The organism is Chryseobacterium nakagawai, assembly GCF_900637665.1.
Lineage (GTDB): Bacteria > Bacteroidota > Bacteroidia > Flavobacteriales > Weeksellaceae > Chryseobacterium > Chryseobacterium nakagawai.
The window spans coordinates 2,656,488-2,676,061 of record NZ_LR134386.1 but is presented as its reverse complement, the minus strand read 5'-3'; the positions used below and the strand labels follow the sequence as shown (position 1 = coordinate 2,676,061).

At 36.3% G+C, this 19,574-nt stretch carries 12 protein-coding genes; 7 read left to right on the top strand and 5 right to left on the bottom strand.

What is annotated here, in order from left to right; translation table 11 throughout:
* Positions 1 to 407: 407 nt before the first annotated feature.
* Genes EL260_RS12125 through EL260_RS12110 form a run of 4 tightly spaced genes read left to right on the top strand, consistent with a single transcriptional unit; the run spans position 408 to position 7,103 of the window.
* Positions 408 to 3,200, top strand: a complete 2,793-nt coding sequence (locus EL260_RS12125) for a TonB-dependent receptor plug domain-containing protein (protein WP_123860519.1) — start codon at positions 408 to 410, stop codon at positions 3,198 to 3,200.
* Positions 3,201 to 3,220: 20 nt separating this feature from the next.
* Positions 3,221 to 4,441: a DUF4876 domain-containing protein gene (locus tag EL260_RS12120; protein WP_123860518.1), complete on the top strand. Its 1,221-nt coding sequence runs from the start codon at positions 3,221 to 3,223 to the stop codon at positions 4,439 to 4,441.
* A gap of 1 nt (position 4,442) precedes the next feature.
* Positions 4,443 to 5,957 (top strand): DUF6850 family outer membrane beta-barrel protein, encoded by a 1,515-nt coding sequence (locus EL260_RS12115; protein WP_123860517.1) that lies wholly within the window; start codon positions 4,443 to 4,445, stop codon positions 5,955 to 5,957.
* 9 nt (positions 5,958 to 5,966) lie between these two features.
* The gene (locus EL260_RS12110; protein WP_123860516.1) at positions 5,967 to 7,103 is read left to right on the top strand and encodes a cytochrome-c peroxidase; all 1,137 of its coding nucleotides are present in this window, start codon (positions 5,967 to 5,969) and stop codon (positions 7,101 to 7,103) included.
* A gap of 173 nt (positions 7,104 to 7,276) precedes the next feature.
* On the opposite strand, the gene EL260_RS12105 is transcribed toward EL260_RS12110, so the two are convergent.
* The 5 genes from EL260_RS12105 to rsmG form a co-directional block, all read right to left on the bottom strand.
* On the bottom strand, positions 7,277 to 9,643 hold the full coding sequence (locus tag EL260_RS12105; RefSeq protein ID WP_126367213.1) for a patatin-like phospholipase family protein: 2,367 nt from the start codon (positions 9,641 to 9,643) through the stop codon (positions 7,277 to 7,279).
* 358 nt (positions 9,644 to 10,001) lie between these two features.
* Positions 10,002 to 12,689, bottom strand: coding sequence for a PD-(D/E)XK nuclease family protein (locus tag EL260_RS12100; protein WP_123860515.1), 2,688 nt, complete (start codon positions 12,687 to 12,689; stop codon positions 10,002 to 10,004).
* A complete protein-coding gene (locus tag EL260_RS12095) occupies positions 12,686 to 13,222 on the bottom strand; it encodes a DUF922 domain-containing protein (protein WP_123860514.1) in 537 nt (178 codons plus the stop codon). Before EL260_RS12095 ends, EL260_RS12100 begins: the two co-directional genes overlap by 4 nt.
* Positions 13,222 to 13,626 (bottom strand): hypothetical protein, encoded by a 405-nt coding sequence (locus tag EL260_RS12090; RefSeq protein WP_123860513.1) that lies wholly within the window; start codon positions 13,624 to 13,626, stop codon positions 13,222 to 13,224. Before EL260_RS12090 ends, EL260_RS12095 begins: the two co-directional genes overlap by 1 nt.
* Positions 13,627 to 13,688: 62 nt before the next feature.
* The gene (rsmG, locus tag EL260_RS12085) at positions 13,689 to 14,324 is read right to left on the bottom strand and encodes a 16S rRNA (guanine(527)-N(7))-methyltransferase RsmG (protein ID WP_123860512.1); all 636 of its coding nucleotides are present in this window, start codon (positions 14,322 to 14,324) and stop codon (positions 13,689 to 13,691) included.
* A gap of 194 nt (positions 14,325 to 14,518) precedes the next feature.
* Between rsmG and EL260_RS12080 the strand changes: the two genes are divergently transcribed.
* The 3 genes from EL260_RS12080 to EL260_RS12070 all read left to right on the top strand — a co-directional run bounded on the left by EL260_RS12080 (position 14,519) and on the right by EL260_RS12070 (position 19,465).
* A complete protein-coding gene (locus EL260_RS12080) occupies positions 14,519 to 15,712 on the top strand; it encodes a pyridoxal phosphate-dependent aminotransferase (RefSeq protein ID WP_123860511.1) in 1,194 nt (397 codons plus the stop codon).
* A 35-nt stretch (positions 15,713 to 15,747) separates the two neighbouring features.
* Positions 15,748 to 18,687 (top strand): M16 family metallopeptidase, encoded by a 2,940-nt coding sequence (locus tag EL260_RS12075; protein ID WP_126367211.1) that lies wholly within the window; start codon positions 15,748 to 15,750, stop codon positions 18,685 to 18,687.
* A gap of 145 nt (positions 18,688 to 18,832) precedes the next feature.
* A complete protein-coding gene (locus EL260_RS12070; RefSeq protein ID WP_089733937.1) occupies positions 18,833 to 19,465 on the top strand; it encodes a peroxiredoxin in 633 nt (210 codons plus the stop codon).
* The last annotated feature ends 109 nt before the right edge of the window (positions 19,466 to 19,574 follow it).

Here is a 19,574-nt window from a genome sequence, read left to right as displayed (position 1 = left end):
TAAGCCATTAAGCTTCTGTTTAAGGATTAAGAAAAGTGAAGTTCATAGCTAAAACTATTGGTTAAGCTATCTCCCTTTTCACATTTGATGAAACTTAATTTTACTTAAAATCTTATTAGGTCATAATGGTTTAAATTTATGCTATTCTTTAACAAAAGCATCTCATTCTGTAAAGAATAATTCTAACAATAAAAATTAGAAATACAATTTCACAACTTTCATATGAAATAAAAATAAAACACTATTAAACAACAATATACACCAAAACAAACCTAATTTTTAAGGTCAAAAAAAGATAAAATCAATAAAGCAAGTAAACTGATTTTTATCAATTATTTTAAATTATTCTAAATAAAATTAGTTATCTTATCTGTAGCCTCCTACCTTTGCCGGAAGAATAATGCCAGATGGTACCAAACGATCCTCGATTCCCTTTTAAAACACAAATTTTCACATTTTTATTTCTCACTGCATTTTCAACAGCTCAATCGCAAGACAGGTCTGCGACTGTTTCATTTGAAATAAAAAATAATCATTCTGAACCGGCTACCGATTCAGAAATTAAAATTCTATCCGCTAAAACTATATACTCCGCCTCTACCAACGATAAAGGTGTTGCGGTTATTTCTGCTATCCCCGGTCAGTATACTATTGAAATTCATAAAAATAATATCGTTCAATATTCTGGTAAGATTAGCATCACAAAACCTGAAGTATTTACCTTTTCACTGGCAGACAAAATCAATTCCATTGAAGAAGTGATTATTACAGCCAAAGAAAGTCAGGGGTTAACTTCATCTTCTATCATCAATCAGCGTGCTATGCAGCATTTGCAGCCCTCCAGTTTTACAGATCTTCTGGAGCTTCTTCCGGGAGGACGATCCGGAGACCCTGTCCTGAATCAGGTGAATAAAATAACGCTTCGTGAAACAGGTAATCCTGGTAATGATTACAATACTTCTGCCATGGGAACTACATTTCTGGTAGATGGTGCTCCATTGAACTCCGGGGCTAACCTTCAATATACCTATGATTTTTTAGACAAGAGCAATAACGGACTGAAAAGACGGCTCAATCTAACAAGCGGTGTAGATATGCGAAGCATTTCAACAGACCAGATTGAAAAAGTGGAGATTCTGCGTGGGATTCCTTCAGTAATTTACGGAAACCTTACCTCCGGAATTGTTAAAATCACCAATAAATCAGGATATACCCCATGGAAATCCAGATTTAAAGCAGACGGTTACAGTAAACTATTCGCTATTAGCAAGGGATTTGAAGATAAGGAGCAAAACCTAAAAATCAATGCCGGAATTGATTATCTGAATGCTAAATCTGATCCAAGAGACCAGCTGGAAAACTATAAAAGAATTACAGCCAATTTTGCTTTAGCAAAAGAAAAACAACGCAATCATGGCATATTCAGATGGCAGACCCATTTGAGTTATACAGGTTCACTGGATGGCTCAAAGACCGATCCGGATGTAGATCTATCTCAATTAAATTCATATGAAGTCAACAATCATTTGGTAAGCCTTTCGAATGTATTTAATTACATAAAAACAGAACCTTCTTTTTACAGATCAACAGAGATTCAGGCAACAGTCAATCAAAGATTTGACAAAATAAAACAAACCAAATTTATCCAGTTGGAAAACGCCACTGCTTTCCCACTTTCAAGAACTGAGGGTGAATATGACGGTTATTATCCTGAGGCGCGATACATTTCAGACTATACGGTAGATGGTAAACCGCTTGATATTTTTGTAAAAATGGTTAATAACTTCCAATGGAATTTTAAAGCTGTAAAAAATGAAATCAACACAGGATTCGACTGGCAATTAAGTAAAAACTGGGGTCAGGGACAATTATTTGATGTTTATAAGCCCATAGATCCTAAAGCCACCTTCAGACCACGCGCCTATCGTGATGTTCCGGCCTATTCTACTTCTGCTTTGTTTTTAGAAACGATCAGCACGGCAAATCTTGGTCAGCATCAGCTGGCATTAGCATTGGGATTAAGAGGAAACTCAATGCTCAATCTTCCTACTCAGTTTAAAATGAACGGAAAAGTATATCTGGACCCAAGAATCAACCTTCAATGGAATCTTCCGGAATTCAGCCTGATGCATAAAAAGGCTCAACTTGCATTAACATTAGGCTATGGTAAACAGAGTTTATTCCCGGACCTTAATCTGCTATATCCGGAATTGATTTATAAAGATATCCAGCAACTCAATTATTTCCATTCTAATCAGAATTATAGAAGAGTGAACTATAAAACGATGATCTATAATCCTCAGAATCCGGAAATAGAGCCTGCTGTCAATGAAAAGTTCGAAACAAGGATCGACTTTACCTTTGGGCTTCATCAATTATCCGTAACTGTTTTTAAGGAAAAGATGCACAGCGCATTCCGGTCTATGAATGAATATGCTGGCTATCAATATAAAAAATACGATACCTCTGCTCTTAACCACGAAACCATAACTTCTCCACCGGATGTCAACACACTTCCCTATCAGCTTATGACAGAGAACTTCATGTATTCTGCCCAGCGAAATGGAAGTAAAATAGACAAGGAAGGGGTAGAATTTCAATATTCTTCCAACAGAATTCCTGTCATTAATACAAGATTTACATTGAGTGGTGCCTGGTTTCGTACAAAGTATGGGAACAGCCTGCCAGTCTACAAAAGACCTGATCTATTGATTAACGGGAGACCTTATCCTTATCTTGGCCTTTATAATGGAATGGAGCCTAATTCTGTAAACGAAATACTGAATACAAATCTGATGATGGATACCTACATTCCAAAGTTGGATCTGATCTTCTCTACCTCTTTCCAGTTTTCATGGTATTCGATGAGAAAACTAGATCCGATGAACGGAATTCCAAGCCATTATGTAGATCAAAACGGTAATATATTCCCATTCGACCCTGGTATAGCCAGAGAAACCATTCTTGAAAGATTGATTATTCCTCAGAATGAGGACCGGTATAATGCTACCAGAAGACCATTGGAAGCCAATCTTAATCTTAAAGTAACCAAAAGCTTCAGGAATAAGACTGTTATTGTTTCCATGTTTGCCAACAGACTTTTCAGTTATTACGCTCCTTATAGCGTTAATGGATTTACGATCAACAGAAAAGGGACTTATGATCCGTATTTCGGAATGGAGATCAATTTCAATTTATAACAATTTCAAACCAATAAGTTATGTTAAAACAATTATTTAGAACACTATTACTATTGTGTGCTGTATTAAGTCTTGCGGCATGTTCGTCAGATTCCGATGCCCCGGAAACCCAGGCACAAACCACGTTAAATCTTCAGCTGAAAGTAGTTCCGGAAAACATTCAGGTCAAAGAATATAAAACTCTTACGGTAAGCTTTAAGGAATTGAATACCGGTTTTACAGCTACTGAGGTGCTTAAAAACACCAATTCTCTGAAAAAGGTTCTTCCAACGGGAACTTATAATATCACTGTGGAAGGAAGCATTATCTATACTGATAATTCGGTGGCCACAGAAGCAAAAGTAGGTGGAGTTCAGACCGGAGTTGTCATCAATGGCACTGAACAGACCAAAATTCTTGACATTTCAATGAAAGCCGGAAGCAGCGACCTTATCCTTGAAGAAGTATTCTTTACGGGAACTAAAACTCCACAAGGAGCCATGTATTTTGGTGACCAATATTTTAAAATAACCAATAATACAGACAAAACATTATATGCTGACGGGATGCTGCTGATACAATCTGCATTTATGACGAATGAAAAGCAGGAATACAGTCCTAATATCATGGGAACTACATTCTCTGCCGGAGCCATTATCAGAATTCCAGGAAATGGAACAACGTATCCGGTATTACCTGGAGCCTCTATTATCATTGCAGAAGATGCCATTAATCATAAAGAATTCAATCCGTCATCTATCAATTTATCTCACGCTAATTTCCAGATCTTCAAGGAAGATTCTGATGATATTGATAATCCTGCAGTCCCTAAAATGGTGAATGTATTTGAAAAAATGGTAATCCACACGCAGGGATATTATGCTTACGCTTTAGCACGTATGCCACAGGGAATGACCAATGAGTCATTAATCAGCCAGAACTCGTACACTTATACTTACAATCTTACTTTCGGAGGAGATGTTTATCCTATGGACGGAACAGCTGTTAAAATTCCGAACGAATGGATCACAGATGCAGTGAACTTAAGTGTACAGGATTCTTTCCTATGGTTGGTTACTTCTCCTTCTTTAGACATGGGATGGACCTCAGTAACATCTTTTGATGGTGATAAAAACCGTTTTGGAAAAGCAGTCCGCAGAAAAGTTATAGGAAAAAATGCCGAAGGTAAAGATATCTTAAAAGATACCAATAACTCCACCGCAGATTTTGAACATGGTGTAAAACCTTCATTATTCAACTAAAATGAAACATTTTCAATCCATACTTATCCTGCCTGTTCTTTTTCTTGGCTCTGAAATATATGGTCAGGACAATGATACGATCATGAAGAAGATTCGTGAGGAGTATAGCTATGAAAGGATACTCAAAAACGACATCAATACCAACCCGGCCAATAGGTTGGGTTCAAGGAAGTATCAGATTACAGTTTTTAATATATTCACCCAAAACAATGATACTCCCAATGAAATCCAGCAAAAGGGCAAAGGAAAAAATCTCTGGGGGGCAGAAGCACGTACCCACCAGATATTGGATCCGAAAACTGTGGTTTGGGGGAATGCTTCTTACTCACAAGGAAAAAACAAGCAGCTAGTATGGAATGAAAATGCTGATTATGACATCATCTACCCCTACGTAGCAGCAGACAGTGTGGGGGGCGACATGAAGTTTGAAAATTATGCATTTTCAGGGGGATATTCTAAGAAAATCAATTCATTTACCCTGGGGATTACGGGAAGTTACAGCGCTAGTTTGAGCTATCGTGATATTGATCCGAGACCTAAGAATACTTCTGCTACCTTTTCATTGGCTCTGGGAGCTAATAAAATGATGTTTGAGAAGTTTAAGATCGGGGCTTATGTAGAAGCTGAAAAATATACCCAAAAGCATTATCTGAGTTTTGTAAGCAATCAGGGGTTTCCAATGATCTACAATATGAACGGTCTGGGAAACTATAATGAATTGCTTTCAGGAAAACTTCGTCAGGCGTATTATGAGGGATGGACTTATGGTGGTGGTTTACAGGTTTTTGAAGCAGAAAACAGATCATGGTATCTTACTGCGGGAATCAAGAAACTGAATCTTGATAAGCTTCTGACCGAATATGCAGATCTTAATGCCTCCAAAATTGATGAACAACAATTTAATTTTTCGTTAGGAAAGTTTTTTGAAACAGACAGAATCTCCTGGGGAATTTCTGTTATCGGAAACCATATCAACAGAAAAGGAACTGAGAACTTATTTCTTAATGACAATTCAAGGAATTATATACAAATTGGTTCCGCAGAAAAATACACTCATCAAATAACCAATCTGGTATTGAAAGGGCTCATTACAATGGAACATCCAGAGGCAAAATCGTCCCTGATTCCTTTCTTCGGATGGATTCAGGAAAAAGAAAAATATAATACTCCTCTTTCTATCATTGATTTAAATAAACTGGTCTACGGCGCAGATTTTCAATGGCTAAAAACATTCACAGATAAACTTGCACTTTCTATTTCTACGGGAATTTCTGTAACGGATGTCTATAAAAAAAATTCGGTCTTCAATATTTCCGGAAAACCTGCTATTCAGCAAATGCTACAGGAAAATTACAAATATCAGTCTTCTGACATCTGGCAGGCCAAACTTGATCTTAATTTTCATTTCAACGCTCCGGTTATTAAGAATGCTTATGTAGGGGGTAAAATGATGTACAGTAATTTCCAAAATGGTAATAATATGCTTTTTGCAGCCACCATAGGAGGTATTTTTTAAGTAAAAAACATGAAATTTTCAGATATTAAATTAATACTGCTGATAGGCACAATTGCCCTATTTTGTATGCAGCATACTTTACGAACCTACACTACAGATTATGGAGAAGTGGCAGCACAATACAAGAAACCTATACAGTATTGGCCTAAACCTTCCATAGATGGAGATGTCGACTGGAAAGAATTTGAAGCAATAGAATGGGATTCCAATTATTATGAAACCCAGGAGCTTCCTGAGGTAATGCTGGGGAAAAAACTGTTCTTTGACCCGAAATTATCCGCATCAGGTCAGGTTTCATGCAGCAGCTGCCATAATCCTGAATTAGGTTGGAGTGACGGGCAGGAAGTGGCATTAGGAAACGACCATCTGTTGGGAAAAAGAAATACACAGTCCCTTTATAATATTGCAGACAGAACTTCTTATTTCTGGGATGGAAGAGCTAAAACGCTGGAAGAACAGCTTGTAGGTCCCATCTCTGCTCACAACGAAATGAATATGAAACCGGAAAAACTGGCCGGGAAACTTTCAAAATATAAGGAATACAAGCAACGTTTCAAGGATGTGTATCATACAGATAAGATTACGTTTAACCAAATTGCCAATGCCCTGGCTACCTTTCAGCGTACTCTCAGAAGCCAGCCGAGTAAACTGGATAAATTCATTAAAGGAGATCACAAAGCCATGAGTGATAAGGAAATCTATGGGATGCACCTGTTTCGTACTAAGGCAAGATGTATGAATTGTCATTACGGTAAATATCTGACTGATGAATCATTTCACAACATAGGACTCACCTATTACCAACGTGAATATGAAGACCTTGGGCTTTATCATATTACCAACAATCCCAATGATGTAGGCAAGTTTAAAACTCCTTCTTTAAGAGATTTGAATTACACTGCTCCTTGGATGCACAACGGATTAATGGATGATCTGCATGGAGTTGTTAATTTATACAATAGCGGAATGCAAATGATTAACCCCAGTCCTGAAGAAAAGAAAGCTGATCCTAAATTTCCGGTCACCGATCAAAGGATGAAGGCATTACAGCTCAATAATGAGGAAATAGATGCCATTGTGGCTTTTCTGAAAAGCATGTCAGGAAGTTATTATAAAATGCCGAGACCTGAAATTCCAAGACAATAAATTGGGCTGGAAGAAGGAGGCTGGAAGTTATGATTGAAAAATGATTTCCGGCAGCCTTTTTTCATTAATTTAAATGATTAAGTAGCATCATCTTCATTAATTTTTTAGCTTCCTTACCATAAAACAATCTCCAGCTTCTTTATAGCATCTAGCTTTGTGGGTTCTTTATTCTCTTAAAACTTAAACCCAATACTGAAATAGATCCTTGAAAAATCAAGTTGGTTATTTCTGGAAATATTAAGATTAATAGGACCTATAAGAGATTCATAGCCAAGGTTGACTCCGTATCCGAACATTTCAAAACTGTCATTAAAAGGAGAAAACTCTTCACTCACTTTTCCATAACTGAATGAAGGGGTTATGTATAATCTCTTCATAATTCTATACTGAAGCGACACTCCAGCTTTGGCAACAGAGTTCATAGGAAGCTCTTTCTGGCGAAGTCCGTTAAATTCTGGGTTTAACAAATCATAGTTGTACTCACTTCCTCCTAAATTATATTTCTGGTTCAGAAAAAAGTAAGGGATTGTATCTTCTTTGTAGGAACCAAAACTAGTTCCCAGAAAAAGATTCACCTTTGCTGCCAGCCTTCTTGTAATAGGATAAGCAAAATTTTCATTCAGCGTAAACGACACCAGATTCTTAGGTACAAAATAACCAGGGTTGTTAGGATTTAAGATAGGATATAACTGAGGCTGCACTACTTGCAGGTCATACAACTTATATTGATCTCCAAAATAGAGTCTTGTACTTACCTGAAGATGATTCCCTTTGGTAAAAAAGTACCTCTTATTCAGATTATTCTGCTCAAACTTCAGAAATGCGTTAAAATTACTGTGATTATAGAGCTTTTTGCTAAAAATATCTGCCCTTGCCTGATCTATTTTATCCAGCAAAGTATACATTCTTTCCGTGCTGAATTCTGTTCCTAAAGAAATAAAAGCATTGGGGTTGATATTATAATTTAAAGCCACTTTTCCTGTGATATTTCTATAAATATGGTTAGGAAATTTCGTGGTATAATCTTCATCATCATATCCCAATGTTCTAAATGTTAAATCATTACTTTTAAGATGTATCATTTTAGCCTCAAGATCAATCCACCAATGGTCGCCGCTTCCTAAAAAAAGCTGGTAAGCCAGCCTTGCCTTAAAACGCTCTGAAATATCGATAGTAGCCAGGAACCTTGATCTGTTTGCCAGGATATTCCGGTACGTATAATTTACAATAATCCCCACCGACTGCTCTGTATCATAATGAAGAGCCAACTTAAAAGCTCCTTTCTTAGCTTTTTTAACGAAAATATTCATTGTAAGTCCATTGCCCTCATTGGTATAAGTGTAATAAACTTTTTCATATTGACGCACTCCAAACACTCTGTCTATTGCTTCATTGACGGTTTTCACATCATAATACTTCCCTTCCGTCAGCCCAAGTTCCTTTTTAATCACAGCAATTTCTACTTCATCGCTAAGTGGAGTTCCGTTTTCCTCGTTAAAGGTAAATTTTGTGGTAGGAAGCTTTACTTCCTCAATTTTTTCATGTTCATACTTGATCCCTAATCTTTTCTGAGCTTCTGCCAATGCAACAAATTCAGGGAGATGCTTCCTGGCTTCTACTTCTCCTATTTTAATGATCCTTCTGAACCTTGCAAAGTCTTTTGTGGTAATATCCCCCAAAGGGTCTACAAAGTCAACCAGAATGTTGGATAAAGCCTTCTGATGCTTAAAATCCTCTACAGAACGGATAGCATGCGTCTGGTAGATCATTTTCATAGGATTTTCAATCTCTTTTTTGGTAAAAAGCCTGAATCCGGTATAGCCACCGATAACAAAATCTGCTCCCATCTGACGAACTTCATTAGCCGGATAGTTTCGGTCTAACCCGCCATCAACTAATAACTTTCCATCAATATACACCGGAGCAAAAGCTGCAGGAATAGCCAAAGTAGAACGAATAGCCAAGGGAAGAGATCCCTTCTTCTGCATAATCAGCCCTCCGTTTTCAATATCTGAAGAAGTAAGCTCTACAGGAATCCTCAATTTACTGAAATCATTGATATGTTTTGCGTTAAAGGTTAGTGTATTCAAGACCTCCCCCATATACTGCCCTTCAATGTAGGAGCTGGGAAGCGTTGGAACTCCTTTTACGACCGGAAATTCAAGAATATATTTATCATACTCATCCTTCTCACTGATATTCACCTTGCTGTAGGGGATTTTATTGCTCAGAATCCTGTTCCAGTCTACTTTATAAATAGTTTTCTTCAATTCGTCGGCATTATATCCCATTGCATACAAACCTCCCAAAATCCCCCCCATACTGGTTCCGGTAATATAATCTACCTTAATTCCTAAGGAATCGATCATTTTCAAAATTCCAATGTGAGCAAACCCTTTGGCACCCCCTCCACTCAGAGCCAAACCAAATTTGGTATCCTTCGTTACATTTTGTAATCTGATATTCAGAGAGTCGTTAATCTGTTGGGATTTAAGAAAAAGAGAAAAAATGACAGTTCCCAAAAGCAGGAATTTTTTCATGAGACAGCCTGTTTTTATGTGTATAAAAAATTCACAGTAAATATACAATTATACCGTAAAAGCTGCTAAAAAACATTATCAATTTCCCTATTGAAGAAGAATGTAAAAAGATTTATTGTCAAAATAACTTTTCATGAGTATGACTTTTTTGGAAAATAGAATATTGTTACTAAAATAATTTAAGGTACTTAAGCCATTTATAATATTATCATTGGCTGCACCAAAATAAGTTTCATCAGAATCGATTTTTAATCCATTTCTTCTTAGCTCAATTCAAAATAAAGTGCACTCAAAAATAAGCTTTGCGTCACATTAATTTCGGCCACAGCCAAAAAACTATTTAAAAAATTGTATAAGATTAATAAGACTTCACAGTTTCCACAAAATTGATATCAGGATTCAGAATTTCCTGTATAAGACTTTTAACAGATCTCATTGCATCATCAATATCTCCCTTATCAAACACCAGAGGAACCATTCCTTTTTTAGCTTCTGCAAAACTCCAGATACCCGTTTCAATTGGAAAGCCCCAAAATTCCGGAAGATGCTGTACCACATAATGATAAATACAAAGTTGCAATGCCTGTTTTCTGTCACTGTTATGGAAATAGCCTTCTACATTATCCTCATCAATTTTTACATGGAGATTTTTAATTTTTGCTGTTTTATAATCAATGATCCTTAACGTTCCGTTTAGTTTATCAATTCTGTCGATAAATCCTAAGAACGAAATTTTATCATTTCCGTCGAGATAAAACTCCACATTTTCGAACTTTCTTTCAATGTCAATAATCTCTAATTTATTACCTCCTCTAATAAGATCCAGATCATGATTCAAAATGTTTTCAATTACTTTTTTCGCAATAGCCTTGTGGATATAGTTCATCCCTTTTTCATAGAATTCTGGCTGGTGTTTAAGCTTCTCAATAGCAATATTAATATATTTATCTATTGCTTTAACTGATTTCTCTAAATCACTTTCTTTTAAAACCTTACCCTTCAATACCTCATAAATTTCTTGAAGTGAATAATGAACTAAGTTTCCATAATTTTTCACAGACAGTTCCTCTTCAATTTCGTCTGACTCTGAAGTATTTAATATCTTGGATAAGTAAAAATCAATGGGATTATAAAGGTAGCTTGTTAGGTGGGAAGCCGATACCCTTTCCTTCCATTTCTGAAGTTTTTGTCTTACACTTTCCGTCTTGGAAATCTCTATAGGCTTTGTGATAATCGGTTCTGAAGAATTCTCAATAATCAGGTGTTCAATCTCATGGGAACTTTCCATTTCGATCTGGGTAATAAAACGGCTTTTCTCTCCCGTATTCACTCCTGAACTTAATGCATTGTACAACAAATGAACATTTTGGGCATCCTGAATCAGCCTGTAAAAGTGATAGGCATAAATACTGTCATTTTCCAAAAAGGTATGGAGATCAAAAAATCTTCTGATATCAAAAGGAATATAGGTATTTTGTGAATTTCCCAATGGAAGTTTCCCTTCATTGACTGAAAGCAGAATCACATTTTCAAAATTCAGAAGACGTGTTTCCAGCAATCCCATAATCTGTAACCCTCTTAATGGCTCACCCTGAAAATCGATACTTTCAGAATTGATATGCTGGTTGATGAGAATTTCCAGCGTTTCCATTTTAATCTCGATATTATACGGAGTCAATTGGTTTTTAATGATCCTGAAGGCATTCTCGAAATGAGATACATTTTCATATTGAATATCATCTATTTCCAGCCATTTCACCTGGTGACAAAACGATATCAGAATATCCAGATAAGTATTCGTGCTTGCAGCTTTTTGCAGAAGACCAAAGTAAGATAACTCTCCCAGAAGTTCATTCAAAAGCTTTTTAGAGATATAAACGATATTCCTTTCTTCTATCTTTGCTTTAAAATCATTGATGATTAGCTCATCTTTGGCTGATTTCGGAAGCTCTTCAAGAATAGGAAATACATCCCTGTAGTAATACGAAGTTTTATTTTTTTCCAGCTGTTTCTGCAGATAAAAAAGTCGTTTTACAGCATTGGAGAAAGACAGGTTCTTCAATGGGAATCCCATCGTGATATTCAGGTTATCTACCCCATGCATCACATCTAGGCTCGCAGGAAGAAGGTTCTCATCCAGCAAAACTACTGCTGTGTTTGAGTAGGTTTTATTATTGATTTCTTTAAAGATCTCCGGCAACACTTTAGTTTGCGTTACATTTCCGGAAACTTCATATACTTTGATCTTTTTAGGTTGGTTAAAGTCATCCTCTATCCACTGAAAAGCCCTGCTATCATCAAATTCTTTCCATGTCTTATGATTTCTGAGGAATTTTCCGGCCTCCTGTCTTTCATCATTAAAGTAATAACGGTCTGCCTGAAAAAAGCACTGAGCTTTATTCCACCGCAAAAGACTTCTTACCAATTTTTCTTCAACTGGCGTAAAGGCGTTAAATCCGCAGAATATAAACTGCTCTGAAGTATTCTTCGCGAAATCAGCAATACTTGCTTTAGCAGCCTCGTGAATCATTCCTGAGGTCGCCCAGTTCTTTTCCTGTAACCTGCTTTTTAATTCGGGAAGAAAAACATTCATATTCTGCCAGAAATTAAGAAATTTCTTTCTGGGTACATCATCATCCTCACCAAGGTTCTGGGCCCATTCTTTAATCCTTTCTTCATCAAACATGTACTGTAAAACCGCCACGTCACTATCCGAAAATTTCAGAATATCATCCCAATCCTTCTGCAAGGTTGGAAACCACTTCAAAAAGTCAGAGAAATTATCTCTGGGGATCAGGTTAAGACTTCGATACACGTCGAATGAAAAAAGCCAAAGCGGAATTCCCTGGATAACCTGTTTGTCAGCAATTGAGTTAATTAGTTCCTCGATGGTAAAAAAGTTGGGAAGAAATCCAGAATAGTTGTTTTCTTCCAGAATCTGTCTGATAAATACAATCGGACGTTTTCCGGGCAGGATGATATTAAACGCAGATAGATCCGGGTTTTGTGCCAACAGTTCGTGGATGATCTTATTGAGGAATTTCAAGGGGCTTGGTAGCTTTTAAGGTTTTCTAATTCTTGAGAGATAGCAGCGTTGTATTCTGCCTGTTTTCCTTCATCCATTCCATGACGGGTATCTCTGTCATAGGTTATCTGAAAGTTCTTATATTCGTTGGAGATTGCGTTATAAATAGATTTAAATAACTTATCGTAATCGCCGGAATTCCTGATTTTTTCTGCTATAGTTTTTCTGAATTTCCTTACAAAAAGTTCAGCAATATCAAAGTGTTTCTGCTCATGCAGCAAAATATAATCATTGATCTTTTTGACGTCCTTCCACGATTTATCTTCGCTGAAAATTGTCTTTATTTCAATTTTTACAGGAGATTTTGGATTGGAGGATTTCACTACAGAATATTCCCAACCACAATTGGTATAAGCCGCAACATCCGGATTGTTTCTTCTGTTGACAGGACTTTTAAAATTGTCCCATACCAGCTTTTGCCCTTCCTGCCAGATAATTTTCTGTCCAAACACAGCATTTGCCGCCAATAGACAGAATATAAAAGTCAATTTCATTATTTCACTACAATCGTTTTTGTAATCCAGTTATTTCCTCCGCTCCAGAAAGTAAAGGTGTACTTTCCTATTCTCTGCGGATTAAAATTAATCTGATTAACGGCAGAGTAACTCTTTTGAGTACAGGGACCATTACTAATGTACTTATAAGCAGTAACTGATCTTTCAAAATTACCATTATGAATATAATCGTACCCATAAAACCCCTGGCACTGAGAAGAATAGGTGGAATAAGTTTTTATGCGTTGTATCGCAAAGACATCCATAGTGTCATTGGTAATTTTTACACTGTCTATTTTGACCTTATCAATAGATTCTATGGTCTGATAATCATCATCATTACATGAAATCAATACAAAGCCAAACAATAATGCTGAAAATCCAATATTTAGAAACTTTTTCATAATCTTTAATTTTCTGATTACCAATACATATTTAGTAAAAATTATTCTTTATTCCAAGAAAATCAAGAATTAAAATTACCTTTTGATAAATAAACTACTTTTTTAGTATCAAAAAACTCTTCATCAAAATAATTTTTTAGGCTAAAAATTTCACATTTAAGTCCGGCAAGTTCTTCAGCAAGATCCCCGCCTTTTAAATATAAAATCCCATTATGTTTAGGGTTAAACTGGTCTTTTTCAAATTTTCCTTTCAGCCATCTTAAAAATTCCGGCATCTGAGTGACCGCTCTGCTGACTACAAAGTGAAATTTTTCTTTTAATTTCTCTGCTCTTCCGTGGATGGCTGTTACATTTTTCAACCCTACTCCTTCCGCTACAGCATTTACTACACTAATCTTCTTCCCTATGGAATCAATAAGAGTAAATTGTGTTTCAGGAAACAGAATTGCCAATGGAATCCCCGGAAAACCACCTCCGGTACCAATATCCAACACTTTCGTTCCAGGAGCAAATTCCATTACTTTAGCCACTCCTAACGAGTGAAGAATATGCTTTTCATACAGCGATTCCATATCTTTTCTGGAAATTACATTGATCTTTTCATTCCATTCATGGTACAGGGTTTCCAGTTTTCCAAACTGTTCTAGCTGTGTTTCGGTAAGATCCGGAAAATATTTTAATAGTAACGATGTAGACATGTGAATTATTATAATCTGCAAAAGTAAGTTTTTATTGGCTTTCTTCAAATTTTAAAGAAGAGTATATTAAAAAAGAGGCCTTAATTTCAAATATCACATCCCTTTCAAACCTGATAAAAATCTTTAAACCTGCTCCTTTTTTATTTCTCCTACAAGGTGTTTTTATTATATATTTGTTAAAATTCAAAAAATACATGGACAAACTTTCAGATAGAGTAAAAAGACTAGGATACTCACAGACTTTTGTAATGTCTAATAAAGCAAGGGAAATGAAGGCGAACGGAATTGATGTCATCAGCTTAACCCTTGGCGAACCGGATTTTGATGTTCCGGACAATATCAAACAGGCAGCATTCGATGCCATTAACCAAAACTACAGCCACTACTCTCCTGTTCCGGGATTCCTGGAACTGCGCGAAGCGATTGCTTATAAATTAAAAAGAGACAATAATCTGGAATACAAACCAACACAGATCTGTGTTTCAAATGGCGCAAAACAGGCTATTCTCAATGTTTTAGCTGCTATTATCAATGATGGTGATGAAGTTTTGCTTCCAGCTCCTTATTGGGTAAGCTACGATGAAATGGTTAAAATGATGGGAGGAGCTTCTGTAATGCTTCCTACTTCTTATGTTACCGATTTCAAAGTAACTGCTGAACAGCTTGAAGAAGCAATTACTGATAAAACAAAAGCCATCCTTTTCAGTTCACCATGTAACCCATCAGGAGGATATTACACCTATGATGAATTGAAATCTATTGCTAAAGTGGTCGCTAAATATCCTCATGTAACGATTATTTCAGATGAAATCTATGAATTCATCAACTATGAAACAAAAACTACTTCCATTGCCCAGTTCCCTGAAGTGTATGAGCAAACTGCCGTAATCAACGGGATGTCAAAAGCTTTTGCAATGACCGGCTGGAGAATCGGATATTCTGCATGTCCAGAATGGCTGGCTAAAGCCTGTGAGAAAGTACAGGGACAAATGACAAGCGGAGCTAATACTGTAGCTCAAAGAGCTTCTATTGTTGCTTTAAAAACCGATCCATCAGAATACAGATACATGATTGATGCTTTCAAAAAAAGAAGAGATCTTGTATATGAGCTTATCAAGGAAATTCCAGGATTCAAAGTATTACTTCCAAAAGCAGCTTTCTATTTCTTCCCGGACATTTCACATTATATCGGAAAAACACTGAACGGAACAGAAATCAAAAACTCTGATGATTTCGCCATGTTCTTATTGGAAAACGCTCATGTAGGATGTGTTGGAGGATTCTCTTTTGGAAGTCCGGAATGTATCAGATTCTCTTATGCAGCATCTGAAGAAGAATTAAGAGAAGCAATGAAACGAATCAAAGATTTATTAGAGCAATTTAACTAAGAATCAAAAAACTAAAATAAAACACAGCCATACCAATGAATTTGTTTAAAAAATTAACAATCGTTACCAGTATTGCAGCAGCAAGTTTTGCAGGCCATGCTTTCGGACAGGACTATCAATGGAAGGAAGCAACTTCCAATGGATACAAATATAAGTTTGTCACCAATGACCCTACCGCCGCAAGATATTATACTTTAAAGAACGGATTAACAGTTATTTTAAGCCCAACCAACAAAGAACCAAGAATCCAGACCTATATCGCTACAAAAGCAGGAAGTAAAACAGATCCTGCAGATCATACAGGTCTTGCTCATTACCTGGAACACATGCTCTTCAAAGGAACCAATCAGTTCGGATCTAAAGACTGGGCGAAGGAAAAACCTCTTTTAGACCAGATTGATGCTCTTTATGAGAAATACAACCAGACCAAAGACGAAGCTAAGAGAAAAGAGATCTACAAAGAAATCGACAGGGTTTCCGGAGAAGCTGCCAAATACGCGATTGCCAATGAATATGACAAAATGATGGCTGGTATGGGTGCTGACGGATCAAACGCTTTCACCTCTTTTGAACAAACAGTATACACGGAAGACATCCCTTCCAATGTTATGGATAAATTTCTGGCTTTGCAGTCAGAAAGATTTAGAGAGCCCATTCTCAGATTATTCCATACAGAATTAGAAGCAGTATACGAAGAGAAAAACAGAACGCTTGATGATGATGGAGACAAGGTATATGATATGATGTTTGCTAACCTTTTCCCTAATAACAATTATGGAAAGCAGACTACCATCGGAACCATTGAGCATTTGAAAAACCCTTCTCTGCACGCGATCAGAGATTATTATAACAATTATTATGTTCCCAACAACATGGGAATCATCATGTCGGGAGATTTCAATCCGGATGAAGCTATTGCCAAGATTGACAAAGCTTTCTCTTATATGAAATCTAAACCGGTTCCGGAATATAAAGTAGGTCAGGAAAAAGCGATTACCTCTCCAGTCATAAAAGAAGTGGTAGGACCTGACTCAGAAAGTGTAATGCTTGGCTTCAGATTTCCCGGTGCTTCAACAAAAGATGCAAGACTATTAAACTTTGTAGGCAGCATGCTGACCAACGGGCAAGCTGGATTAATTGATCTTGATCTGGTGAAAAAGCAAAAATTACTTGGTGCTTTTGCTTATCCTTATGCCCTGAAAGATTATTCGGTATTACTTCTGCAAGGAAAACCGACTGAAGGACAGTCTTTAGATGAAGTGAAAAATCTTCTTCTTCAGGAAATCGATAAACTAAGAAAAGGAGAATTCTCTGATGACCTTATTCAGTCTATCGTAAACAACGAAAAAAAGAATACGATTCAAAAGGATGAAAAATACTCTTCAAGAGCAAGCATCTTAATGGATGAATTCACTTCTGATGTTGATCACAAGGCAAACCTAGAATATATTGAAGAAATTTCTAAGCTTACCAAAAAAGATATCATGGACTTTGTTTCCAAATATCTTCAAAACAACAATTACGTAGCGGTTTATAAGAAAAAAGGAGAAGACAAAAACATAGTAAAGGTTGACAAACCTACCATTACTCCTGTTTCTGTAAACAGAGAAGACCAATCTGCTTTTCTTAAGAAAATTGATGAAATGCCTGAAAAAGCAATCGCCCCGGTATGGCTAAACTATGATAAGGACATTGCTAAAAACAAATTAGGTGATGTAGAGGTACTTTCTGTAAAAAACACGGACAACGCATTATTCAGAATGTACTATCACTTTGATTCCGGAAAATGGAACAACAAAATGCTTCCATTAGCCGCAGAGTATCTACAGTATTTGGGAACTAATAATAAGTCGTCAGAAACTATTAGTAGAGAGTTCTATAAACTGGCATCAAGCTTTAAAGTAAGTGCAGGCAATGAAGAAACTTATGTTTCCTTGGAAGGCCTGAATGAAAACTTCGATAAAACAATTGGTTTATTTGAAGATTTGATTAAAAACTGTAAAGCAGACCAGGCAGCATTAGACGCTTACAAAGCAAGACTTAAGAAAGCCAGAGCCAACGCAAAGCAGAATAAAGCCACCATCATGGCCGGATTAAGAAGCTACGCTCAATATGGAGCACAGAATCCATTCAATAATGTTTTGAGCGATGCTGAACTTGATGCCCTGAAAGCTGAAGACCTTGTGAATATCCTTCATGATTTATTCAACTTCAAGCATAGAGTTTTATATTATGGACCTAAGACAGGAGCTGAGACGGTAGCTTCTTTAAAACCTATTCACAAACTGCCTTCAGCACTTAAGGAACTTCCAAAGACAAAAACTTTTGAGCAGATTCCAACAGATAAAAACAAGGTCTTATTTGCTCATTATGACATGGTACAGGCCGAAATCTTCTGGGCAAGAAACTCAGAACAATACAATGCTGGCATTACCCCTACAGTAAGCTTATTCAACAACTATTTCGGAGGTGGAATGGGTTCTATTGTTTTCCAAACCATCAGAGAATCTAAAGCATTAGCTTATTCTACTTATTCCTATTTTGCGCTTCCAAGCAAGAAAGAGGATAAAAACTCTATTATGGCATACGTGGGAACTCAGGCTGATAAATTCAATGAAGCTTCTTCTGCTATGAATGAACTTCTGACTACCCTACCAAAATCTGAGCAATTGTTTGAAACTGCCAAAAGCGGATTGAAAAAAACAATCGCATCTGAAAGAATTTCTCAGGATGGTATCATTTTCTCTTATTTGAAAGCCCAAAGACTTGGAAATAATACAGACATAAGAAAAAACATCTACGAACAGGCTCCCAAACTGTCATTCGCAGACATCAACACTTTCCATGATAGCGAAATGAAAAACAAGAACTACACCTATTGTATCGTGGCATCACAAGACAAAGTAAATGAAGCCGATATGCAGAAATTAGGAGAGATAAAAAAACTCAATTTAACTGAAATATTTGGTTATTAAAATAACAAAAAGCCCTGGTTTCAGGGCTTTTTATTTAACAACACATCAAAAACAATTATAGATTTTATTTATCGAAAAGTGTTTGTTTGATAGATAAAACTTCTCTATATTTGCATCAGAAATTTAAATATAAAAACAGAAAATTATGTCTTTAGTAGGAAAAAAATTCCCGAATTTAACAATCGACGCAATGTCTGAAATGGGTGACGATTTAAGAATCAACATCCTTGAAGAAGCAACTAACAACCAACAAAAAGTTCTTTTGTTCTGGTACCCTAAAGATTTCACTTTCGTATGTCCTACTGAGCTTCATGCTTTCCAGGAGGCTTTAGGTGAATTCGAAAAAAGAAACACTAAAGTAATTGGTGCATCTTGTGATACAAACGAAGTACACTTCGCTTGGTTAAACACACCAAAAGATAACGGAGGTATTGAAGGAGTAACTTATCCACTTTTAGCTGATACTCACAGACAATTAGCAAACACTTTAGGAATTGTAGATCAGGATTTCGAATACAATGAAGAAGGAGAAGAAGTATTCACAGGTTCTAACGTAACTTACAGAGCAACTTACCTTATTGACGAAACTGGAAAAATTTTCCATGAAGCGGTAAACGACATGCCTCTAGGTAGAAACGTAAAAGAATTCTTAAGATTAATCGACGCTTATACTCACGTTCAAAAACACGGTGAAGTATGTCCTGCAAACTGGGAAGAAGGTAAAGACGCTATGAAAGCTGACAGAACTTCTACAGCAGAATACTTAGCAAAAAATTAATATCTTAATTTTAATATAACAATGTAACAATCTAACAGTATAACAATTTTAAAAGTTTTTTGAATTGTTAGATTGGTAAATTTTTAGATTGTTACATTGTTTATTTTTT

Bases quoted from the DNA above. Each gene is read 5' to 3' on its own strand.
- EL260_RS12090 (WP_123860513.1), bottom strand. From the start codon at position 13,626: ATGAAAAAGTTTCTAAATATTGGATTTTCAGCATTATTGTTTGGCTTT.
- EL260_RS12125 (WP_123860519.1), top strand. From the start codon at position 408: ATGGTACCAAACGATCCTCGATTCCCTTTTAAAACACAAATTTTCACA.
- EL260_RS12110 (WP_123860516.1), top strand. From the start codon at position 5,967: ATGAAATTTTCAGATATTAAATTAATACTGCTGATAGGCACAATTGCC.
- EL260_RS12120 (WP_123860518.1), top strand. From the start codon at position 3,221: ATGTTAAAACAATTATTTAGAACACTATTACTATTGTGTGCTGTATTA.
- EL260_RS12095 (WP_123860514.1), bottom strand. From the start codon at position 13,222: ATGAAATTGACTTTTATATTCTGTCTATTGGCGGCAAATGCTGTGTTT.
- EL260_RS12115 (WP_123860517.1), top strand. From the start codon at position 4,443: ATGAAACATTTTCAATCCATACTTATCCTGCCTGTTCTTTTTCTTGGC.
- EL260_RS12070 (WP_089733937.1), top strand. From the start codon at position 18,833: ATGTCTTTAGTAGGAAAAAAATTCCCGAATTTAACAATCGACGCAATG.
- EL260_RS12075 (WP_126367211.1), top strand. From the start codon at position 15,748: ATGAATTTGTTTAAAAAATTAACAATCGTTACCAGTATTGCAGCAGCA.
- EL260_RS12080 (WP_123860511.1), top strand. From the start codon at position 14,519: ATGGACAAACTTTCAGATAGAGTAAAAAGACTAGGATACTCACAGACT.
- rsmG (WP_123860512.1), bottom strand. From the start codon at position 14,324: ATGTCTACATCGTTACTATTAAAATATTTTCCGGATCTTACCGAAACA.
- EL260_RS12105 (WP_126367213.1), bottom strand. From the start codon at position 9,643: ATGAAAAAATTCCTGCTTTTGGGAACTGTCATTTTTTCTCTTTTTCTT.